The organism is Pseudomonas sp. LB3P81 (assembly GCF_054897965.1).
Genome location: NZ_JBUBVG010000001.1, coordinates 3,551,284 through 3,566,828 on the forward strand (window position 1 = coordinate 3,551,284; position 15,545 = coordinate 3,566,828).

Here is a 15,545-nt window from a genome sequence, read left to right on the forward strand (position 1 = left end):
GGGACGTCCGCGAAGAACGCAGGGCGCTCGTATTCAATAAGAGGAGGACACTCGAATGACCACCCTGACTCGTGCCGATTGGGAACAACGGGCTCGCGATCTGAAGATCGAAGGCCGCGCCTATATCAATGGCGAATACACCGATGCCGTCTCCAGCGAGACTTTCGAGTGCATCAGTCCGGTCGATGGCCGTTTGCTGGGCAAGATTGCCAGCTGTGACGCCGCCGACGCCCAGCGCGCTGTTGAAAACGCTCGCGCCACGTTCAATTCCGGCGCCTGGTCGCGCCTGGCGCCGACCAAACGCAAAGCCACCATGATCCGTTTCGCCGGCCTGCTGAAACAACACGCCGAAGAGCTGGCCCTGCTTGAAACCCTCGACATGGGCAAGCCGATCAGCGATTCCCTGTACATCGACGTTCCCGGCGCGGCGCAAGCCTTGAGCTGGAGCGGTGAAGCCATCGACAAGATCTATGACGAAGTGGCCGCGACCCCGCACGATCAGCTGGGTCTGGTCACTCGAGAGCCGGTCGGCGTTGTCGGCGCCATCGTGCCATGGAACTTCCCGCTGATGATGGCCTGCTGGAAACTCGGCCCGGCGCTGTCCACCGGTAACTCGGTGATCCTCAAGCCGTCTGAAAAATCGCCGCTGACCGCCATCCGCATCGCGGCGCTGGCCGTTGAAGCGGGTATCCCGAAAGGCGTGCTGAACGTACTGCCGGGCTACGGTCACACCGTCGGCAAGGCCCTGGCCCTGCACAACGACGTCGACACCCTGGTGTTCACCGGTTCGACCAAGATCGCCAAGCAACTGCTGATCTACTCCGGCGAGTCGAACATGAAGCGCGTCTGGCTCGAAGCCGGCGGCAAGAGCCCGAACATCGTGTTTGCCGATGCGCCGGACCTGCAAGCCGCCGCCGAAGCAGCCGCTGGCGCAATCGCCTTCAACCAGGGCGAAGTCTGCACCGCCGGTTCGCGTCTGCTGGTCGAGCGTTCGATCAAGGACGCATTCCTGCCGCTGGTGATCGAAGCGCTGAAAACCTGGAAACCGGGCAACCCGCTGGACCCGGCGACCAACGTTGGCGCGCTGGTGGACACCCAGCAGATGAACACCGTGCTGTCCTACATCGAATCCGGTCACGCCGATGGCGCCAAACTGGTTGCGGGCGGCAAGCGCACGCTTCAGGAAACCGGTGGCACCTACGTTGAGCCAACGATTTTCGACGGCGTCAGCAACGCGATGAAAATCGCTCAGGAAGAAATCTTTGGTCCGGTCCTGTCGGTCATCGCTTTCGACACTGCAGAAGAAGCCATCGCGATTGCCAACGACACGCCGTACGGCCTGGCCGCTGCAGTGTGGACCAAGGACATCTCGAAGGCTCACCTGACCGCCCGGGCGCTGCGTGCAGGTAGCGTGTGGGTGAATCAGTACGACGGCGGCGACATGACCGCACCGTTTGGTGGCTTCAAGCAGTCGGGCAACGGTCGCGACAAGTCGTTGCATGCGTTCGACAAGTACACCGAGCTGAAGGCGACCTGGATCAAGTTGTAAGCCAGTGAAGGAGCCCGTTTGTAATCCGGGCTCCTGAACGATGCAGATCCCTTGTGGGAGCGGGCTTGCTCGCGAAGGCGCCGTAACAGACAACGATGCTGTTGGATGTGATGGCCTCTTCGCGAGCAAGCCCGCTCCCACATTTGCTTTGTGCCGCCTGAAAAAAATAACAATCCACAGGAGCGTGGAACATGCGTTGGGCGACTTATTTCGCCGTGTTGGCGTCTGTCTTGAGTGTCGGTCTGGCCCTGGGTGTCAGCATGCCGCTGGTGTCGTTTCGCCTGGAAGGCTGGGGTTACGGCTCGTTTGCGATTGGCGTCATGGCCGCAATGCCGGCGATCGGCGTGTTGCTGGGGGCGAAAATCTCCAGCCATCTGGCGGCGCGACTTGGCACGGCCAATCTGATGCGCCTGTGCCTGTGGGCCGGGGCGTTGTCCATCGGTTTGCTGGCGCTGTTGCCGAGTTACCCGGTGTGGCTGGTGTTGCGCCTGATGATCGGAGTGATCCTGACCCTCGTCTTCATCCTCGGCGAAAGCTGGATCAACCAGTTGGTGGTCGAGCAATGGCGCGGACGACTGGTGGCGTTGTATGGCAGCAGCTATGCGCTGAGTCAGCTGGCCGGGCCGTTGCTGCTGGGGGGTCTGGGCACCGAGCACGATTACGGATTCTGGGTCGGCGTCGGTTTGCTCACGGTCGCGCCGTTCCTGTTGCTGGGCCGCAGCGGCGCACCGACCAGTGAAGCCTGCAGCGTGACCTTCAGCGACTTGTGGGGCTTCTGCCGAGGTCTGCCAGCGATTGCCTGGGCGGTGTCGCTGTTCGCCGCGTTTGAAGCGATGATCCTGACTTTGCTGCCGGTCTATTGCCTGCGTCAGGGCTTCACCACAGAAATTGCCTTGGCGATGGTCAGCACCGTGGTGGTCGGTGATGCCTTGCTGCAACTGCCGATTGGCGCGCTGGCGGATCGCCTGTCGCGTCGGACGCTGTTCACCGGCTGTGCAGTGATCCTGCTGGTGTCGAGCCTGGCGATCCCGTTATTGATCGACACGTTGCTGATCTGGCCGTTGTGGGTGCTGTTCGGCGCCAGTGCCGGGGGCTTGTTCACCTTGTCACTGATCCTGATCGGCGAACGTTATCGCGACGATGCGCTGGTGCGGGCCAATGCGCACATTGCGCAGCTATGGGGCATTGGTTGCCTGGTCGGGCCTTTGGCGGCTGGCGCTGGTAGCCAGTGGATCAGCGGACACGCCTTGCCGTTGTTGATGGCGGCAGGTGCGTTCGGATTGGTAATCCTGCTGTCGCGCCAAGGCGCGTTTGGCACGGTTGCCGAACCGGCTTAGAACTCTGCACAAACCTGTGGCGAGGGAGCTTGCTCCCGCTCGACTGCGCAGCAGTCGCAAATCGGATTCCGTGTTGTTCTGCCTGAGTGAACGGAGGCGGCTGGTTTAGGGCCGCTTCGCGACCCAGCGGGAGCAAGCTCCCTCGCCACATTTGATCGGTGGACGTAGGGTTACAACATTCGCTCCAGTCCCACGGCGGTACTCATCCACGCATTGATCCGGCGCCACAAGCTGCCCGGTTCCTTGGTCAGCGTGTGCATCTTGCCGTCGTCCTCCGTCACCCAGACGATCCGTTCGTTTTCCAGTTTCACCTGATAACTCAGGGGCGGCGCCATACCCTCCATGGCTGCTTTGCGCACATGTGCAGCGAGTTCCGGGCTGTCCACCAGCACTCCGACCTCGGTGTTCCACAGCAACGAGCGCGGGTCGAAGTTGAACGAGCCGATGAAGGATTTCTGCTGGTCGAAGATCATCGCCTTGCTGTGCAGGCTCGAATCGGAACCACGGTAGGACTTGCTGTAAAAAATATGCGGCCCGCTGCCTCCGCCTTCGCCGGGCTGGCGGCGCAATTCGTACAGCTTCACGCCATGTTCCAGCAGCGCCCGGCGATAGGGCGCATAACCGCCGTGCACCGCCGGTACGTCAGTGGCTTCCAACGAGTTGGTCAACAGACTGACGGAGACCCCGGCGTCAGCGCGGCCAGTGAGGTAAACCAGTCCCGGTTGCCCCGGCACAAAGTACGCCGAAATCATGATCAGCTCTTTGCTGACCCCGTTGAGCTCAGGCGCCAACTGCGTGGTCAGCAGCAATTGCGGATCGGGCTCACCGTCTGACAAGACCTTGCTCGGTGCGTCCCACAAGGCCTGGTTCCAGGCCCAGATCAATTCCCGGCGCCAGATGTCCATGCGCGGGTGTGTGGTGTAAGTCATCAGCTGCTGATACAGCGCGTGATTCTGTTTGCGCGTTTCTTCCAGCGATTCTTCCAGGCGTGTGCGGGTATTTTGCAGGTCCTTTTGCGTCGGTTTGCTCGACAGAAATTCATCGATCGGCTTGCTCAGCGCACTGTTCCAGTATTGGTCGAAGCTGTGGCCAAGCTGCTCGGCGACCGGCCCGACGCCTAGCATGTCGATGTCAGTGAAATTGAGGTTGGGCTCGGCATCGAAATACTCGTCCCCCAGGTTGCGCCCACCGACGATGGCGGCGCTGTTGTCCGCCAGCCACAGCTTGTTGTGCATGCGCCGGTGTTGCAGCGACAGGTTGAACAACCGGCCCATGGTCCGCGTCACGCCGGTGCTGCGGCCCAGGTGCAGCGGGTTGAACAGGCGGATCTGAATCTGTGGGTGCGCCGCCAGCGTGGCGATGATCCAGTCGAGGCCGTCGCTGGTGGTGTCGTCGAGCAGGATTCTCACGCGCACACCACGGTCGGCGGCCTTGAGCAGCTCGTCCACCAGCATCCGCGTGCTGATGCCGTCATGGACGATGTAATACTGCAAGTCGAGGCTGCTTTGGGCGTTGCGGATCAACTCGGCACGGGCCTTGAAGGCTTCGCCGCTATTGGACAGCAGGCGAAAACCTGACTTTCCCTCATGGGGGGCGGCCTGGGCCTGGATTGAACGGCCGAATGCCGAATCGCTGGCGGGCAACGCCTGACTCGGTTCGCGTTGAACATCGAAACTGGCGCAACCGCCCAGGAACGAGGCGAGTAGCAGAAGAGCGAGCAGGGGCTGTCTGACTCTCACGTGGGATCGTTCCGTTTGGCGGCAGGTGTCGGCATATGGACGCTGGATTCCGCAGAAAGGTCAGTCGGTCATGCTGTCGGTTTCCGCCAGCAGTTTGATTGCCGCGGCGCCGACCTTGCGCACCGCGTCTTCGATCTGCGGTGTTGGCTTGGCAGCGTAGTTCATCCGCAGGCAATTGCGGTATTTGCCCGAGGCGGAAAAGATGCTGCCGACGGCAATCTGTACGCCCTGGTCGTGCAAGGCGCGGTTCAATTTCAGGGTGTCGAAGCCATCAGGCAATTCGACCCAGAGCATGAAACTGCCTTGCGGGCGACTGGCGCGGGTGCCGGCGGGGAAATAGCGGCTGACCCAATCGATCATCATGTCGCGATTGCGCTGGTATTGCGTGCGCATCCGCCGCAAATGCGGTTCGAAGTGACCGGCCTTGAGGAATTCGGCGATGGCAATCTGCGGTTGCGGCGCAGTGGAGCCGGTGCTGATGTATTTCATGTGCAGCACCCGCTCCAGATAGCGGCCCGGTGCAACCCAGCCGATGCGCAGGCCGGGCGCTAGCGTTTTGGAGAACGAACTGCACAGCAGGACGCGGCCGTCTTCGTCGAAGGATTTGATCGTGCGCGGTCGCGGGTAGTTGTAGGCCAGTTCGCCATACACATCGTCCTCGATGATCGCCACGTCGAAACGCTGTGCGAGTGTCAACAACGCGCGTTTGCGCGATTCCGGCATGATGTAGCCCAGCGGGTTGTTGCAGTTGGGCGTCAACTGTATGGCCTTGATCGGCCATTGTTCCAAGGCCAGTTCCAGCGCATCGAGGCTGATTCCGGTCAGCGGGTCGGTGGGGATTTCCAGGGCCTTCATGTTCAGGCCCTTGAGCGTTTGCATCGCACCGTGAAAGCTTGGCGAATCCACGGCGACGATGTCGCCCGGCTCACAGATGGAGCGGATGCTGGTGGACAGCGCTTCGTGGCAACCGGTGGTGATCACCAGGTCGTTGGCGGTCAGTTGGCATCCGGAGTCGAGCATCAGGCGGGCGATCTGCTCGCGCAGTTCGAGGGTGCCATGGATGTTGTCGTAATACAGGCCGGGCATGTCCTGCCGCCGGCTGATGCGCGCAAGGTTGCGCAGCAACGGTTTCATGGTCGGCGTGGTGATGTCCGGCATGCCGCGGCCCAGTTGCACCACATCTTTGCGCGGCACCGCGCGGATCAGTTCCAGCACTTGGTCCCACTGCGAGATATCCACCGGGCGCTGCGCCGGGCGGCCAATCGCCGGCAATTCCGGCAGGTCGCGGCTGACCGGGACGAAATAGCCGGACTTGGGTTTCGGCATCGCCAGGCCGCTGTCTTCCAGCACCCGATAGGCCTGCTGCACAGTGCTCAGACTGACGCCGTGTTCAACACTCAATGCCCGCACTGACGGCAGCCGGTCACCGGGGCGATAGAAACCCTGTTCGATCCGCGTACCAAGCAATTCGGCGAGGTTGACGTAAAGGGTCATGGCGCAGTCTCGGTGTGGGTGATTCGGTTAACCAGTACAGATCAGGTAAAAAACTGTGATTCAGAGGCTGAGGCGCGAAATCTGTATGGAATTAATACTACCAAGTTGAATCTGTAATGCTTTTTGCCGTCCACGCATCATGAAAGCTCTGGCTACCCAAGTAAACAGGAGCAATCAAAATGAACGGCTTGAGCGATGTGCGGCTGACGTTACGCAGTCAGGAACTGGTGGCAGGGCAAAAAAACGGTGCGCGCGAGGCGTTCATGCGCAACGCGCCGTCCGGTCTGGGCCGCTGGAGTCTGTTCTGGCATCGTCTGCACACGCGCAAGGCGTTGCTGGAGCTGACGCCGGAGCAATTGAAGGATGTCGGGTTGAGTCGGGAGCAAGCGCGGGAGGAGGGGCTTAAGCCTTTCTGGCGGATCTGAGATTTGCGGTGCTCGTTAGATCCATTCGCGAGCAAGCCCGCTCCCACATTGAAACGCGGTCAAATGTGGGAGCGGGCTTGCTCGCGAAGGCGTCGGTGCAGGCACTGAGATTTCTCAGATCAACTCTTTAAGTCGATGCCACAACATCCCCAATGCCAACAACGGCGAACGTAAATGCTTGCCGCCGGGGAAGGTGATGTGTGGCACTTTTGCAAACAGATCAAACCCACCACTCTGCTGCCCGCTGATCGCCTCGGCCAGCAACTTGCCCGCCAAATGCGTGGCATTCACCCCGTGACCGGAATAAGCCTGGGCGTAATACACATTCGGCTGGTCCTTGAGCCGACCGATCTGCGGCAGACGGTTAGCCCCGATACCAATCATCCCGCCCCATTGATAATCGATTTTCACGCCGCCCAGTTGCGGATAAACCTCCAGCATCTTCGGCCGCATGTACGCGGCGATGTCCTTCGGGTCGCGTCCTGAATAGTGGCAGGCGCCACCGAACAGCAAGCGACGATCCGCCGAGAGCCGGTAGTAATCCAGCGCGACACGCTGATCGCACACCGCCATGTTCTGCGGCAGCAACGCGTGAGCCAGCTCTTCGCTCAAGGGTTCGGTGGCGATGATGTAGCTGCCGGCGGGCAACACCTTGCCGCTGAGCTCCGGGTTGAGCTGGTTGAGGTAGGCATTGCAGCCCAGCACCAGCGTTTTCGCGCGAACCGAACCTTGAGCCGTATGGACCTTTACCTCCGAGCCGTAATCGATGCGGGTCACCGCCGACTGTTCGAACAGCTTGACGCCCAGTTGTTGCGCGGCGGCGGCTTCGCCCAGTGCCAGGTTCAATGGATGCAAATGGCCCGAGCCCATGTCGATCAATCCGCCGACGTAGCGATCGGAACCCACCACCGAGTGCATTTCATGGGCTTGCAGCAATCGGGTTTCGTAGCGGTAACCGAGACTGCGCAGTTCCTCGGCGTCTTCGGCGAAGCCTTCCAGGTCGCGGGGTTTGTTGGCGAGATCGCAGTAACCCCACGTCAGGTCGCAAGGGATCTGAAAACGCTCGACCCGTTGGCGGACGATTTCCACCGCTTCCAGGCCCATGAGTTTCATCTGGCGCACGCCTTCCGCACCGATCACGTTGGTGAACTGATCGAGACCATGGCCGACGCCACGAATCAGCTGCCCACCATTACGGCCACTGGCGCCCCAGCCAATCTTGTGCGCTTCCAGCAGCACCACGCTGAGGCCGCGTTCGGCCAGTTCGAGCGCCGTGTTCAACCCGGAAAACCCGCCGCCGACCACGCACACATCGGCCACCAACTCGCCCGTGAGCGCCGGATGATCGGGCTGCGGCAGGCTGCTGGCGGCGTAATAGGAGGCGGTGTGCTGGGCACGGGCATTCATGCGCGTCATCCTGGTTCTTGTGTCTGGAAAATTTGACGGAGCATAAGCCGGACCTTTCGGCACGGGCAACACTGGTCGGTTGTGGCTGTCTGGATCGGCGCGTTTGCGTCAGAATCCCGCTCCAGTCCGCTTTGGGTCACCGTTTCGATGAACTGCAACAGTCAGAAAGTCCGCACCCTGCGACAGCAGATTCCCTCGTTCGAGTGCGTGCCCGGTTGCCATGACTGCTGTGGGCCGGTGACCACCTCGCCCGAGGAAATGTCCCGCCTGCCGCGCAAGACCCGCGCCGAGCAGGATGCGGCGATGGATGAGCTCAACTGCGTACATCTTGGACCTGACGGCTGCACGGTGTATGACGAGCGGCCGCTGATTTGTCGGTTGTTTGGTACCACCAAGACGTTGCCGTGCCCGAATGGGCGGGGGCCGGTGGAGCTGATTCATCCGCGGGTTGAAAAACAGATTCATGAGTACATGGCCAGCACCCGGCAAGTGTTGGTTTAAGCGTAGTCCGCACAAAGATCGCAGCCTTCGGCAGCTCCTACGGTTGTACGCATTCCCCTGTAGGAGCTGCCGAAGGCTGCGATCTTTTGCTTTTCAATCCGGAATCGGCAAACTCAAGCTCTCCTTCACCTCTTCCATCACGATATAGCTCTTCGATTCCCGCACATGCGGCAGCTTGAGCAGAATGTCGCCCAGCAGCTTGCGGTACGAGGCCATCTCGGAAATCCGCGCCTTCACCAGATAGTCAAAATCCCCTGACACCAAATGGCATTCCAGCACATGGGGCAATTTCAGCACCGCACGTCGGAACTCTTCGAAAGTATCGCCGGACTTGTAGTCCAGGCTGATCTCGACGAACACCAGCAGACTACCCTTGAGGTGCTGCGGATTCAGCCGGGCGTTGTAGCCCATGATGATCCCTTCGCGCTCCAGTCGCCGAACCCGCTCGGTGCAAGGTGTGGTCGAGAGCCCGACCTTTTCCCCAAGCTCGGTGAAGGAGATACGCCCGTCCGCCTGCAGGATGCGCAGGATGTTGCGGTCGATCTTGTCCAGCTCACGTTTGGTCTGAGTGTTGGTACGCATAGGGGATGCGCCTCCGTGAAAAGCGTTTTTGCCGAGAATTCTCGCCAAATATAGGTGCTTATATAGTGAAAAGCACTGGCTAATCTTTTTTAAACTGCCCACATCTACGGTCTGAACTACAAACGTCAGCGGCACGCCGCGATGAGGGATATGAAAATGCGCGTTATGGTCTTGGGTAGCGGCGTCATCGGTACCACCAGTGCTTATTATCTGGCGCGTGCCGGGTTCGAAGTGGTGGTGGTGGACCGTCAGCCGGCTGCGGCCATGGAGACCAGTTTCGCCAACGCCGGGCAGGTCTCGCCGGGTTATGCCTCGCCGTGGGCAGCGCCGGGTGTGCCGCTCAAGGCCATCAAGTGGCTGTTGCAGCGCCACGCACCGCTGGCGATCAAGGCCACCGCCGACATCGACCAATACCTGTGGATGGCGCAGATGCTGCGCAACTGCACCGCCAGTCGTTACGCGGTGAACAAGGAGCGCATGGTTCGTCTGTCCGAGTACAGCCGTGACTGCCTCGACGAATTGCGCGCCGAAACCGGCATCGCCTATGAAGGCCGCAGCCTCGGTACGACCCAACTGTTCCGCACCCAGGCTCAACTCGACGGCGCCGCGAAAGACATCGCTGTGCTGAAAGAGTCCGGCGTACCGTTCGAACTGCTCGATCGCGAAGGCATTGCCCGCGTTGAGCCGGCCCTCGCCAGCGTCACCGACATCCTCGCCGGTGCCCTGCGCCTGCCGAACGACCAGACCGGCGACTGCCAGATGTTCACCGTTCGACTGGCCGAAATGGCGGTGAAACTGGGTGTGGAATTCCGCTTCGGCCAAGACATTCAGAAGCTCGACTACGCCGGTGATCGCATCAACGGGGTGTGGATCGACGGCAAGCTGGAAACCGCTGACCGCTACGTTTTGGCACTCGGCAGCTACTCGCCGCAGTTGCTCAAGCCACTGGGTATCCGCGCCCCGGTGTATCCACTCAAGGGTTACTCCCTGACTGTGCCGATCACCAACCCGGCGATGGCCCCGACTTCGACCATTCTCGACGAGACGTACAAGGTCGCGATCACCCGTTTCGACAACCGTATCCGTGTCGGCGGCATGGCTGAAATAGCCGGTTTTGACCTGTCGCTGAACCCGCGTCGGCGCGAAACCCTGGAGATGATCGTCAACGACCTTTATCCTCAGGGCGGCGATCTGGCCCAGGCAAGCTTTTGGACTGGCCTGCGTCCGACCACGCCGGACGGCACGCCAATCGTTGGCGCCACGCCGTTCAAGAATCTGTTCCTGAACACCGGTCACGGTACGCTCGGCTGGACCATGGCCTGTGGTTCCGGTCGTTTGCTCGCCGATCTGATGGCGAAGAAAACGCCGCAGATCAGCGCCGAAGGCCTCGATATTTCCCGTTATGGCAGCAAAATCCAGGAGTCCGCAAAACATGGCAATCCAGCGCCAGCTCACCAATGAGCGCATGAGCCAAATCGTCAGCCACAACGGCACTGTGTATCTGGCCGGACAGGTTGGCGACGACATGAACGCCGGGATTGAACAGCAGACCCGTGAAACCCTCGCCAACATCGAGCGTTTGCTCGATCTGGCCGGGACCGACAAGAACCATTTGTTGTCGGTGACGATTTACCTGAAAGACATCGACGCGCACTTCGAAGGCATGAACGCAGTGTGGGACACGTGGCTGCCAAAAGGCGTCGCCCCGGCCCGTGCGACGGTTGAATCGAAGCTGTGCGAACCGGAAATCCTGGTCGAGCTGTCGGTTGTCGCCGCTCTGCCATAAGCTTTTCAGAAAGATCCCTCTCCCGGTGCTGTTGGCGGTTGACGCCGTCAGCCAGCGCCGGTTTTTATTCCCATGACCGCCTAGAAGCCTGCCGCCATGCGTCCAGCCCGTGCCCTGATCGACCTTCAAGCCCTGCGTCACAACTACCGGATCGCCCGTGAACTCACCGGGGCCAAGGCCCTCGCGGTGATCAAGGCCGATGCCTACGGCCATGGCGCGGTGCGTTGCGCCCAGGCGCTGGAAGCCGAGGCGGACGGGTTTGCCGTGGCGTGCATTGAAGAAGCGCTGGAATTGCGCGCCGCGGGCATTCGGGCTCCGGTGTTGTTGCTGGAAGGCTTTTTCGAAGCCGATGAATTGGCGCTGATCGTCGAGCATGATTTCTGGTGCGTGGTGCATTCGCTGTGGCAGCTCGAAGCCATCGAGAGCGCCGCGCTGAGCAAGCCGATCACGATCTGGCTCAAACTTGATTCCGGCATGCACCGGGTCGGCCTGCATCCAAAGGATTACCAGGTGGCCTATCAACGGCTGCTGGCCAGCGGCAAGGTTGCGAAGATCGTGCTGATGAGCCACTTCGCCCGCGCCGATGAGCTGCACAGTCAAGCCAGCGCCGAGCAAGTTGCGGTGTTTGAAGAGGCGCGCCAGGGTTTGTCCGCCGAAATCAGCTTGCGCAACTCACCGGCGGTGCTCGGTTGGCCGCAGATTCCAAGCGACTGGGTTCGCCCGGGCATCATGCTCTACGGCGCCACGCCCTTCGAAGAAGCCAACGCCGTAGCGTCCCGCCTGCAACCGGTGATGACCCTGGAATCGAAAGTGATTTGCGTGCGTGAACTGCCGGCCGGCGAGCCGATCGGTTACGGCGCCAAATTCATCAACAAAAAACCGATGCGTGTGGGGGTGGTGGCCATGGGTTACGCCGATGGCTACCCGCGTCACGCGCCGACCGGTACGCCAGTGATGGTCGCCGGTCAGCGCAGCCAGTTGATTGGCCGGGTGTCGATGGACATGCTCTGTGTTGATTTGACCGATGTGCCGCAAGCCGGCCTCGGTTCGACCGTCGAGTTGTGGGGCAAAAACATCCTCGCCAGCGACGTTGCGGCGGCTGCGGACACGATTCCTTATCAGATCTTCTGCAACCTGCGCCGGGTGCCGCTGCTCTATTCCGGGGCTTAGGCCAAAACGCTGCGCGCCGAAAGTCGCCTCGCCGAACGGGATTCAGGTCAAAGTGTTGTAAATACTGAACGCTGTCGCCATGATAACGCTCAATATTCCTACAACCTGAATCCCTGGAGGCTCCAGTATTGGACGTCGGTGAACGACTGCAATCCATCCGTAAGCTCAAAGGTCTTTCGCAGCGTGAACTCGCCAAACGCGCGGGCGTCACCAACAGCACCATTTCGATGATCGAGAAGAACAGCGTCAGCCCCTCGATCAGTTCGCTGCGCAAGGTACTGGGCGGGATACCCATGTCCATGGTCGAGTTCTTTTCCGAAGAGATCCTGCAGGAAAAACCGACTCAGATCGTCTACAAGGCTAACGAGCTGATCGATATTTCCGATGGTGCCGTGACCATGAAGCTGGTCGGCCGGGCGCACCCGAGCCGCGCCATCGCCTTCCTCAATGAAATCTACCCGCCTGGCGCCGACACCGGTGACGAGATGCTCACCCATGAGGGCGAGGAAACCGGGATTCTGGTGGAAGGTCGGCTGGAACTGGTGGTCGGGCTGGAAACTTTTGTGCTTGAAGCAGGCGATAGCTACTACTTTGAAAGTACCAAGCCTCACCGTTTCCGTAATCCGTTCGATGCGCCGGCGCGACTAATCAGCGCAGCCACGCCCGCGAATTTCTAAGGGAAGAGGCGTCCTGCCAGCACGGCAGCGGCATCCGAAGGGTTTTACCGCGGCGCAACAAGACCCCTTCGACTTTGGGGTTGTTTCAGTGCGGCGGGCTTACCGCTATACTTGCGCCCGCCTGCGAACCGTGGCCGTAGGCGTGACTAGCCACCATTGAGGGTGAACGCGTGAACCTAATTATGAAAATGCTGGCCGTACCAGCAACCGTATTGGCCCTATGGGCTGTCAGCGCTCAAGCTGCGACCAACGACGACATTGCGAAACGCCTTGAGCCAGTTGGCCAGGTCTGTGTGACGGGTAAAGAGTGCAAGGGGATGGAAGTTGCTGCTTCGGCGGGTGGTGGTGATGCCAAAACCCCGGATTCAGTGATCGCAAAACATTGCAACGCTTGCCACGGCACCGGCCTGTTGGGCGCGCCGAAAATCGGTGATGCCGCTGCTTGGGGCGAGCGCGCCAAGAAAGCAGGCGGCCTTGACGGTTTGCTCGCGAAAGCGATCTCCGGCGTCAATGCAATGCCTCCGAAAGGCACCTGCGCTGATTGCGCTGACGCCGATCTCAAAGGCGCTATCCAGAAGATGTCCGGCTTGAAATAAGCCATCATCTCCAGCGAAAAAGCCGCTTTCGAGCGGCTTTTTTGTGCCTGTTGATCCCCTGTAGGAGCTGCCGCAGGCTGCGATCTTTTGATCTTGTTTTAAACAATCAACATCAAAAGATCGCAGCCTGCGGCAGCTCCTACAAAGGTTTTGGTGTTGGCCGATCAGTTTTTTTGGTGTTCATTGCTGCAAAGACCCGGCAAGCTCGGTCCAACCCCAATTCACGGAATGTCAGGGAGGATCAGATGGTGCAGCTGTGTTCTATCGAGCAAGCGGTCGATGATGTGCTGGCCCGGTTACCGGCGCACATCCACATGGGCCTGCCCCTCGGTCTGGGCAAACCCAACCATTTCGTAAACGCACTGTATCAACGCGTTGCGCAACTGCCCGAGCGGCAGCTGACGATCTACACCGCGCTGTGCCTCGGCCGACCTTCATTGGGCGACGGTTTGCAAAAACGCTTCCTTGAGCCCTTCATCGAACGGGTCTTCGGTGACTATCCGGAACTGGATTTCCTCGCAGGCCTGCACAAGGACAACCTGCCGCCCAACATCCACATTCAGCAATTCTTCATGCAGCCCGGCAGCCTGCTCCATAGCGTATCCGCACAGCAGAATTACGTGAGCAGCAACTACAGCCATGCCGCGCGGGACATCAACGCAGCCGGTTTGAACCTGGTCGCGCAACTGGTCGCCAGCCACAGCGAGCATCCCGATCGTCTGAGCCTGAGCTGCAACCCGGACATCACCCTCGACCTGTTCCCGATGATCGCCAAACGCCGGGCAGCGGGGGAGACAATCCTGCTCGTGGGCCAGGTGCATAACGACTTGCCGTACATGCCCGGCGACGCCGAAATCGGCATCGACACCTTCGACCTGCTGATCGACGAGAAAGACAACACCACGCTGTTCTCCACGCCGAACATGCCTGTGGGTTTCCAGGATCACTTCATCGGCCTGCACGCCAGCACGCTGGTGCGCGACGGCGGGACTTTGCAGATCGGCATCGGCTCCATGGGCGATGCGCTGACCGCCGCGTTGTTGGCGCGGCAGGTGGACAATACGGGTTACAAGGCCTTGCTCGCAGACGTGAATCTCAGCCAGTGGGCGCAATTGATCGACCGTGAGGGTGGCGTCGAACCGTTCGCCAAAGGCCTTTATGGTTGCAGTGAAATGTTCGTCAACGGTTTGCTGGTGCTGGCCGACGCCGGCATCGTATGGCGCAAGGTCTACCCGGACGTGCCGACCCAACAACAGGCGAATGCCGGCACGCTGGACGAGGCCGCGCAAACCGACGGCATCAGCGTGCACGGCGGTTTCTTCCTCGGGCCGCGCAGTTTCTACGAGCGTCTGCGTGAGTTGCCGCAAAGTAAGCGGCTCGAATTCAACATGACCCGCATCAGCTACATCAACGAGCTCTACGGTCAGGAAGAACTCAAACGCTTGCAGCGCCTCGATGCGCGCTTTATCAACACGGTGTTCACCATGACGCTGCTCGGCGCCGGTGTGGCCGATCAGCTCGAAGACGGGCGGGTGCTCAGCGGCGTCGGCGGGCAATACAACTTCGTTGCCCAAGGCCATGCGCTGGAAGGCGCGCGTTCGATTCTGCTGCTGCGCAGCTGGCGTGAGTCGGGCGGGGAGGTCAGTTCCAACCTCGTCTGGGAGTACGGCCATTGCACGATCCCGCGGCATCTGCGGGACATTGTGGTCACCGAGTACGGCATCGCCGATTTGCGCGGCAAGACCGATGCGGCAGTGATCGAGGCGTTGCTGAATATCAGCGATTCACGCTTCCAGTCGGGGTTGATCGAGCAGGCGCAGAACGTGGGCAAATTGCCGAAGAATTTCCGTCTTGATCCGCGTTTTGCAGACAACAGTCCGCAGCGATTGCAGGCGATTCAGGCGCGGCATCCACAGTTGTTTCCGGAGTATCCACTGGGGTGTGATTTCACCGCTGAGGAGCGGGATTTGTTGCGGGCGCTGAACTGGTTGAAGAGCAAGTTCAAACTGAGCGAGATTCTGGAGTTGGGCAAGGCTGCGCTGGATGCGCCGGAGCCGGCAGCGTTTCCTGAACATCTGGAGCGGATGCAGCTGACCAACCCGGAGGGTGTGAAAGAGGACTTGTTTCAGCGCTTGTTGCTCACCGGCCTCAAAGCCACCGCGCAATAACGGCAAACGGAGATCAAATGTGGGAGCGGGCTTGCTCGCGAAGAGGCCGTGTCAGTCACCGATGATGTCAACTGACACGCCGCCTTCGCGAGCAAGTCGAATCGTCGCACCGCC

Annotated in this window: 14 protein-coding genes; 10 read left to right on the top strand and 4 right to left on the bottom strand. The window is 60.4% G+C overall.

The annotated features are described in order from the left end of the window. Positions 1-55: 55 nt before the first annotated feature. Both ACYZTL_RS16340 and ACYZTL_RS16345 read left to right on the top strand, forming a co-directional pair. Positions 56-1,549, top strand: coding sequence for an aldehyde dehydrogenase (locus ACYZTL_RS16340; RefSeq protein ID WP_461952651.1), 1,494 nt, complete (start codon positions 56-58; stop codon positions 1,547-1,549). Between the two features lie 191 nt (positions 1,550-1,740). Next, positions 1,741-2,886 (top strand): MFS transporter, encoded by a 1,146-nt coding sequence (locus ACYZTL_RS16345; protein WP_461952652.1) that lies wholly within the window; start codon positions 1,741-1,743, stop codon positions 2,884-2,886. 170 nt (positions 2,887-3,056) lie between these two features. Here the strand turns inward: ACYZTL_RS16345 and ACYZTL_RS16350 are convergent, their stop codons facing one another. Both ACYZTL_RS16350 and ACYZTL_RS16355 read right to left on the bottom strand, forming a co-directional pair. Further along, positions 3,057-4,625, bottom strand: coding sequence for a phospholipase D family protein (locus ACYZTL_RS16350; RefSeq protein WP_461952653.1), 1,569 nt, complete (start codon positions 4,623-4,625; stop codon positions 3,057-3,059). Positions 4,626-4,685: 60 nt separating this feature from the next. Then, positions 4,686-6,119 carry an aminotransferase-like domain-containing protein gene (locus tag ACYZTL_RS16355; RefSeq protein ID WP_461952654.1) on the bottom strand — a complete coding sequence of 478 codons (1,434 nt, stop codon included), beginning with the start codon at positions 6,117-6,119 and terminating at the stop codon, positions 4,686-4,688. Positions 6,120-6,298: 179 nt separating this feature from the next. Here ACYZTL_RS16355 and ACYZTL_RS16360 point away from each other — a divergent pair, with 179 nt between their 5' ends. Further along, on the top strand, positions 6,299-6,544 hold the full coding sequence (locus tag ACYZTL_RS16360; protein ID WP_461952655.1) for a DUF1127 domain-containing protein: 246 nt from the start codon (positions 6,299-6,301) through the stop codon (positions 6,542-6,544). Positions 6,545-6,658: 114 nt separating this feature from the next. On the opposite strand, the gene ACYZTL_RS16365 is transcribed toward ACYZTL_RS16360, so the two are convergent. After that, complete coding sequence (locus ACYZTL_RS16365; RefSeq protein WP_461952656.1) at positions 6,659-7,951, bottom strand: NAD(P)/FAD-dependent oxidoreductase; 1,293 nt, start codon at positions 7,949-7,951, stop codon at positions 6,659-6,661. 147 nt (positions 7,952-8,098) lie between these two features. Here ACYZTL_RS16365 and ACYZTL_RS16370 point away from each other — a divergent pair, with 147 nt between their 5' ends. After that, on the top strand, positions 8,099-8,452 hold the full coding sequence (locus ACYZTL_RS16370) for a YkgJ family cysteine cluster protein (RefSeq protein WP_461954324.1): 354 nt from the start codon (positions 8,099-8,101) through the stop codon (positions 8,450-8,452). 93 nt (positions 8,453-8,545) lie between these two features. On the opposite strand, the gene ACYZTL_RS16375 is transcribed toward ACYZTL_RS16370, so the two are convergent. Continuing rightward, complete coding sequence (locus tag ACYZTL_RS16375; protein WP_003177284.1) at positions 8,546-9,034, bottom strand: Lrp/AsnC ligand binding domain-containing protein; 489 nt, start codon at positions 9,032-9,034, stop codon at positions 8,546-8,548. Between the two features lie 156 nt (positions 9,035-9,190). On the opposite strand from ACYZTL_RS16375, the gene dadA reads away from it, so the two are divergent. The 6 genes from dadA to ACYZTL_RS16405 all read left to right on the top strand — a co-directional run bounded on the left by dadA (position 9,191) and on the right by ACYZTL_RS16405 (position 15,431). Beyond that, positions 9,191-10,495: a D-amino acid dehydrogenase gene (gene dadA / locus ACYZTL_RS16380; protein ID WP_461952657.1), complete on the top strand. Its 1,305-nt coding sequence runs from the start codon at positions 9,191-9,193 to the stop codon at positions 10,493-10,495. Continuing rightward, positions 10,467-10,820 carry a RidA family protein gene (locus ACYZTL_RS16385; RefSeq protein ID WP_461952658.1) on the top strand — a complete coding sequence of 118 codons (354 nt, stop codon included), beginning with the start codon at positions 10,467-10,469 and terminating at the stop codon, positions 10,818-10,820. Before dadA ends, ACYZTL_RS16385 begins: the two co-directional genes overlap by 29 nt. Before the next feature lie 96 nt (positions 10,821-10,916). Next, entirely contained in the window at positions 10,917-11,990 is a 1,074-nt protein-coding gene (gene alr, locus ACYZTL_RS16390) for an alanine racemase (protein ID WP_461952659.1), read from the top strand. 128 nt (positions 11,991-12,118) lie between these two features. Beyond that, positions 12,119-12,667, top strand: a complete 549-nt coding sequence (locus tag ACYZTL_RS16395) for a cupin domain-containing protein (RefSeq protein ID WP_007947433.1) — start codon at positions 12,119-12,121, stop codon at positions 12,665-12,667. Between the two features lie 170 nt (positions 12,668-12,837). Continuing rightward, positions 12,838-13,263 carry a c-type cytochrome gene (locus ACYZTL_RS16400; protein WP_461952660.1) on the top strand — a complete coding sequence of 142 codons (426 nt, stop codon included), beginning with the start codon at positions 12,838-12,840 and terminating at the stop codon, positions 13,261-13,263. A 245-nt stretch (positions 13,264-13,508) separates the two neighbouring features. Beyond that, positions 13,509-15,431 carry an acetyl-CoA hydrolase/transferase C-terminal domain-containing protein gene (locus ACYZTL_RS16405; RefSeq protein WP_461952661.1) on the top strand — a complete coding sequence of 641 codons (1,923 nt, stop codon included), beginning with the start codon at positions 13,509-13,511 and terminating at the stop codon, positions 15,429-15,431. Positions 15,432-15,545: the final 114 nt, after the last annotated feature.

Excerpts from the sequence above, each read along its gene's own strand:
- ACYZTL_RS16340 (WP_461952651.1), top strand. The coding sequence starts at position 56 with ATGACCACCCTGACTCGTGCCGATTGGGAACAACGGGCTCGCGATCTG.
- alr (WP_461952659.1), top strand. The coding sequence starts at position 10,917 with ATGCGTCCAGCCCGTGCCCTGATCGACCTTCAAGCCCTGCGTCACAAC.
- ACYZTL_RS16345 (WP_461952652.1), top strand. The coding sequence starts at position 1,741 with ATGCGTTGGGCGACTTATTTCGCCGTGTTGGCGTCTGTCTTGAGTGTC.
- ACYZTL_RS16375 (WP_003177284.1), bottom strand. The coding sequence starts at position 9,034 with ATGCGTACCAACACTCAGACCAAACGTGAGCTGGACAAGATCGACCGC.
- ACYZTL_RS16385 (WP_461952658.1), top strand. The coding sequence starts at position 10,467 with ATGGCAATCCAGCGCCAGCTCACCAATGAGCGCATGAGCCAAATCGTC.
- ACYZTL_RS16370 (WP_461954324.1), top strand. The coding sequence starts at position 8,099 with ATGAACTGCAACAGTCAGAAAGTCCGCACCCTGCGACAGCAGATTCCC.
- ACYZTL_RS16405 (WP_461952661.1), top strand. The coding sequence starts at position 13,509 with ATGGTGCAGCTGTGTTCTATCGAGCAAGCGGTCGATGATGTGCTGGCC.
- dadA (WP_461952657.1), top strand. The coding sequence starts at position 9,191 with ATGCGCGTTATGGTCTTGGGTAGCGGCGTCATCGGTACCACCAGTGCT.
- ACYZTL_RS16355 (WP_461952654.1), bottom strand. The coding sequence starts at position 6,119 with ATGACCCTTTACGTCAACCTCGCCGAATTGCTTGGTACGCGGATCGAA.
- ACYZTL_RS16365 (WP_461952656.1), bottom strand. The coding sequence starts at position 7,951 with ATGAATGCCCGTGCCCAGCACACCGCCTCCTATTACGCCGCCAGCAGC.
- ACYZTL_RS16360 (WP_461952655.1), top strand. The coding sequence starts at position 6,299 with ATGAACGGCTTGAGCGATGTGCGGCTGACGTTACGCAGTCAGGAACTG.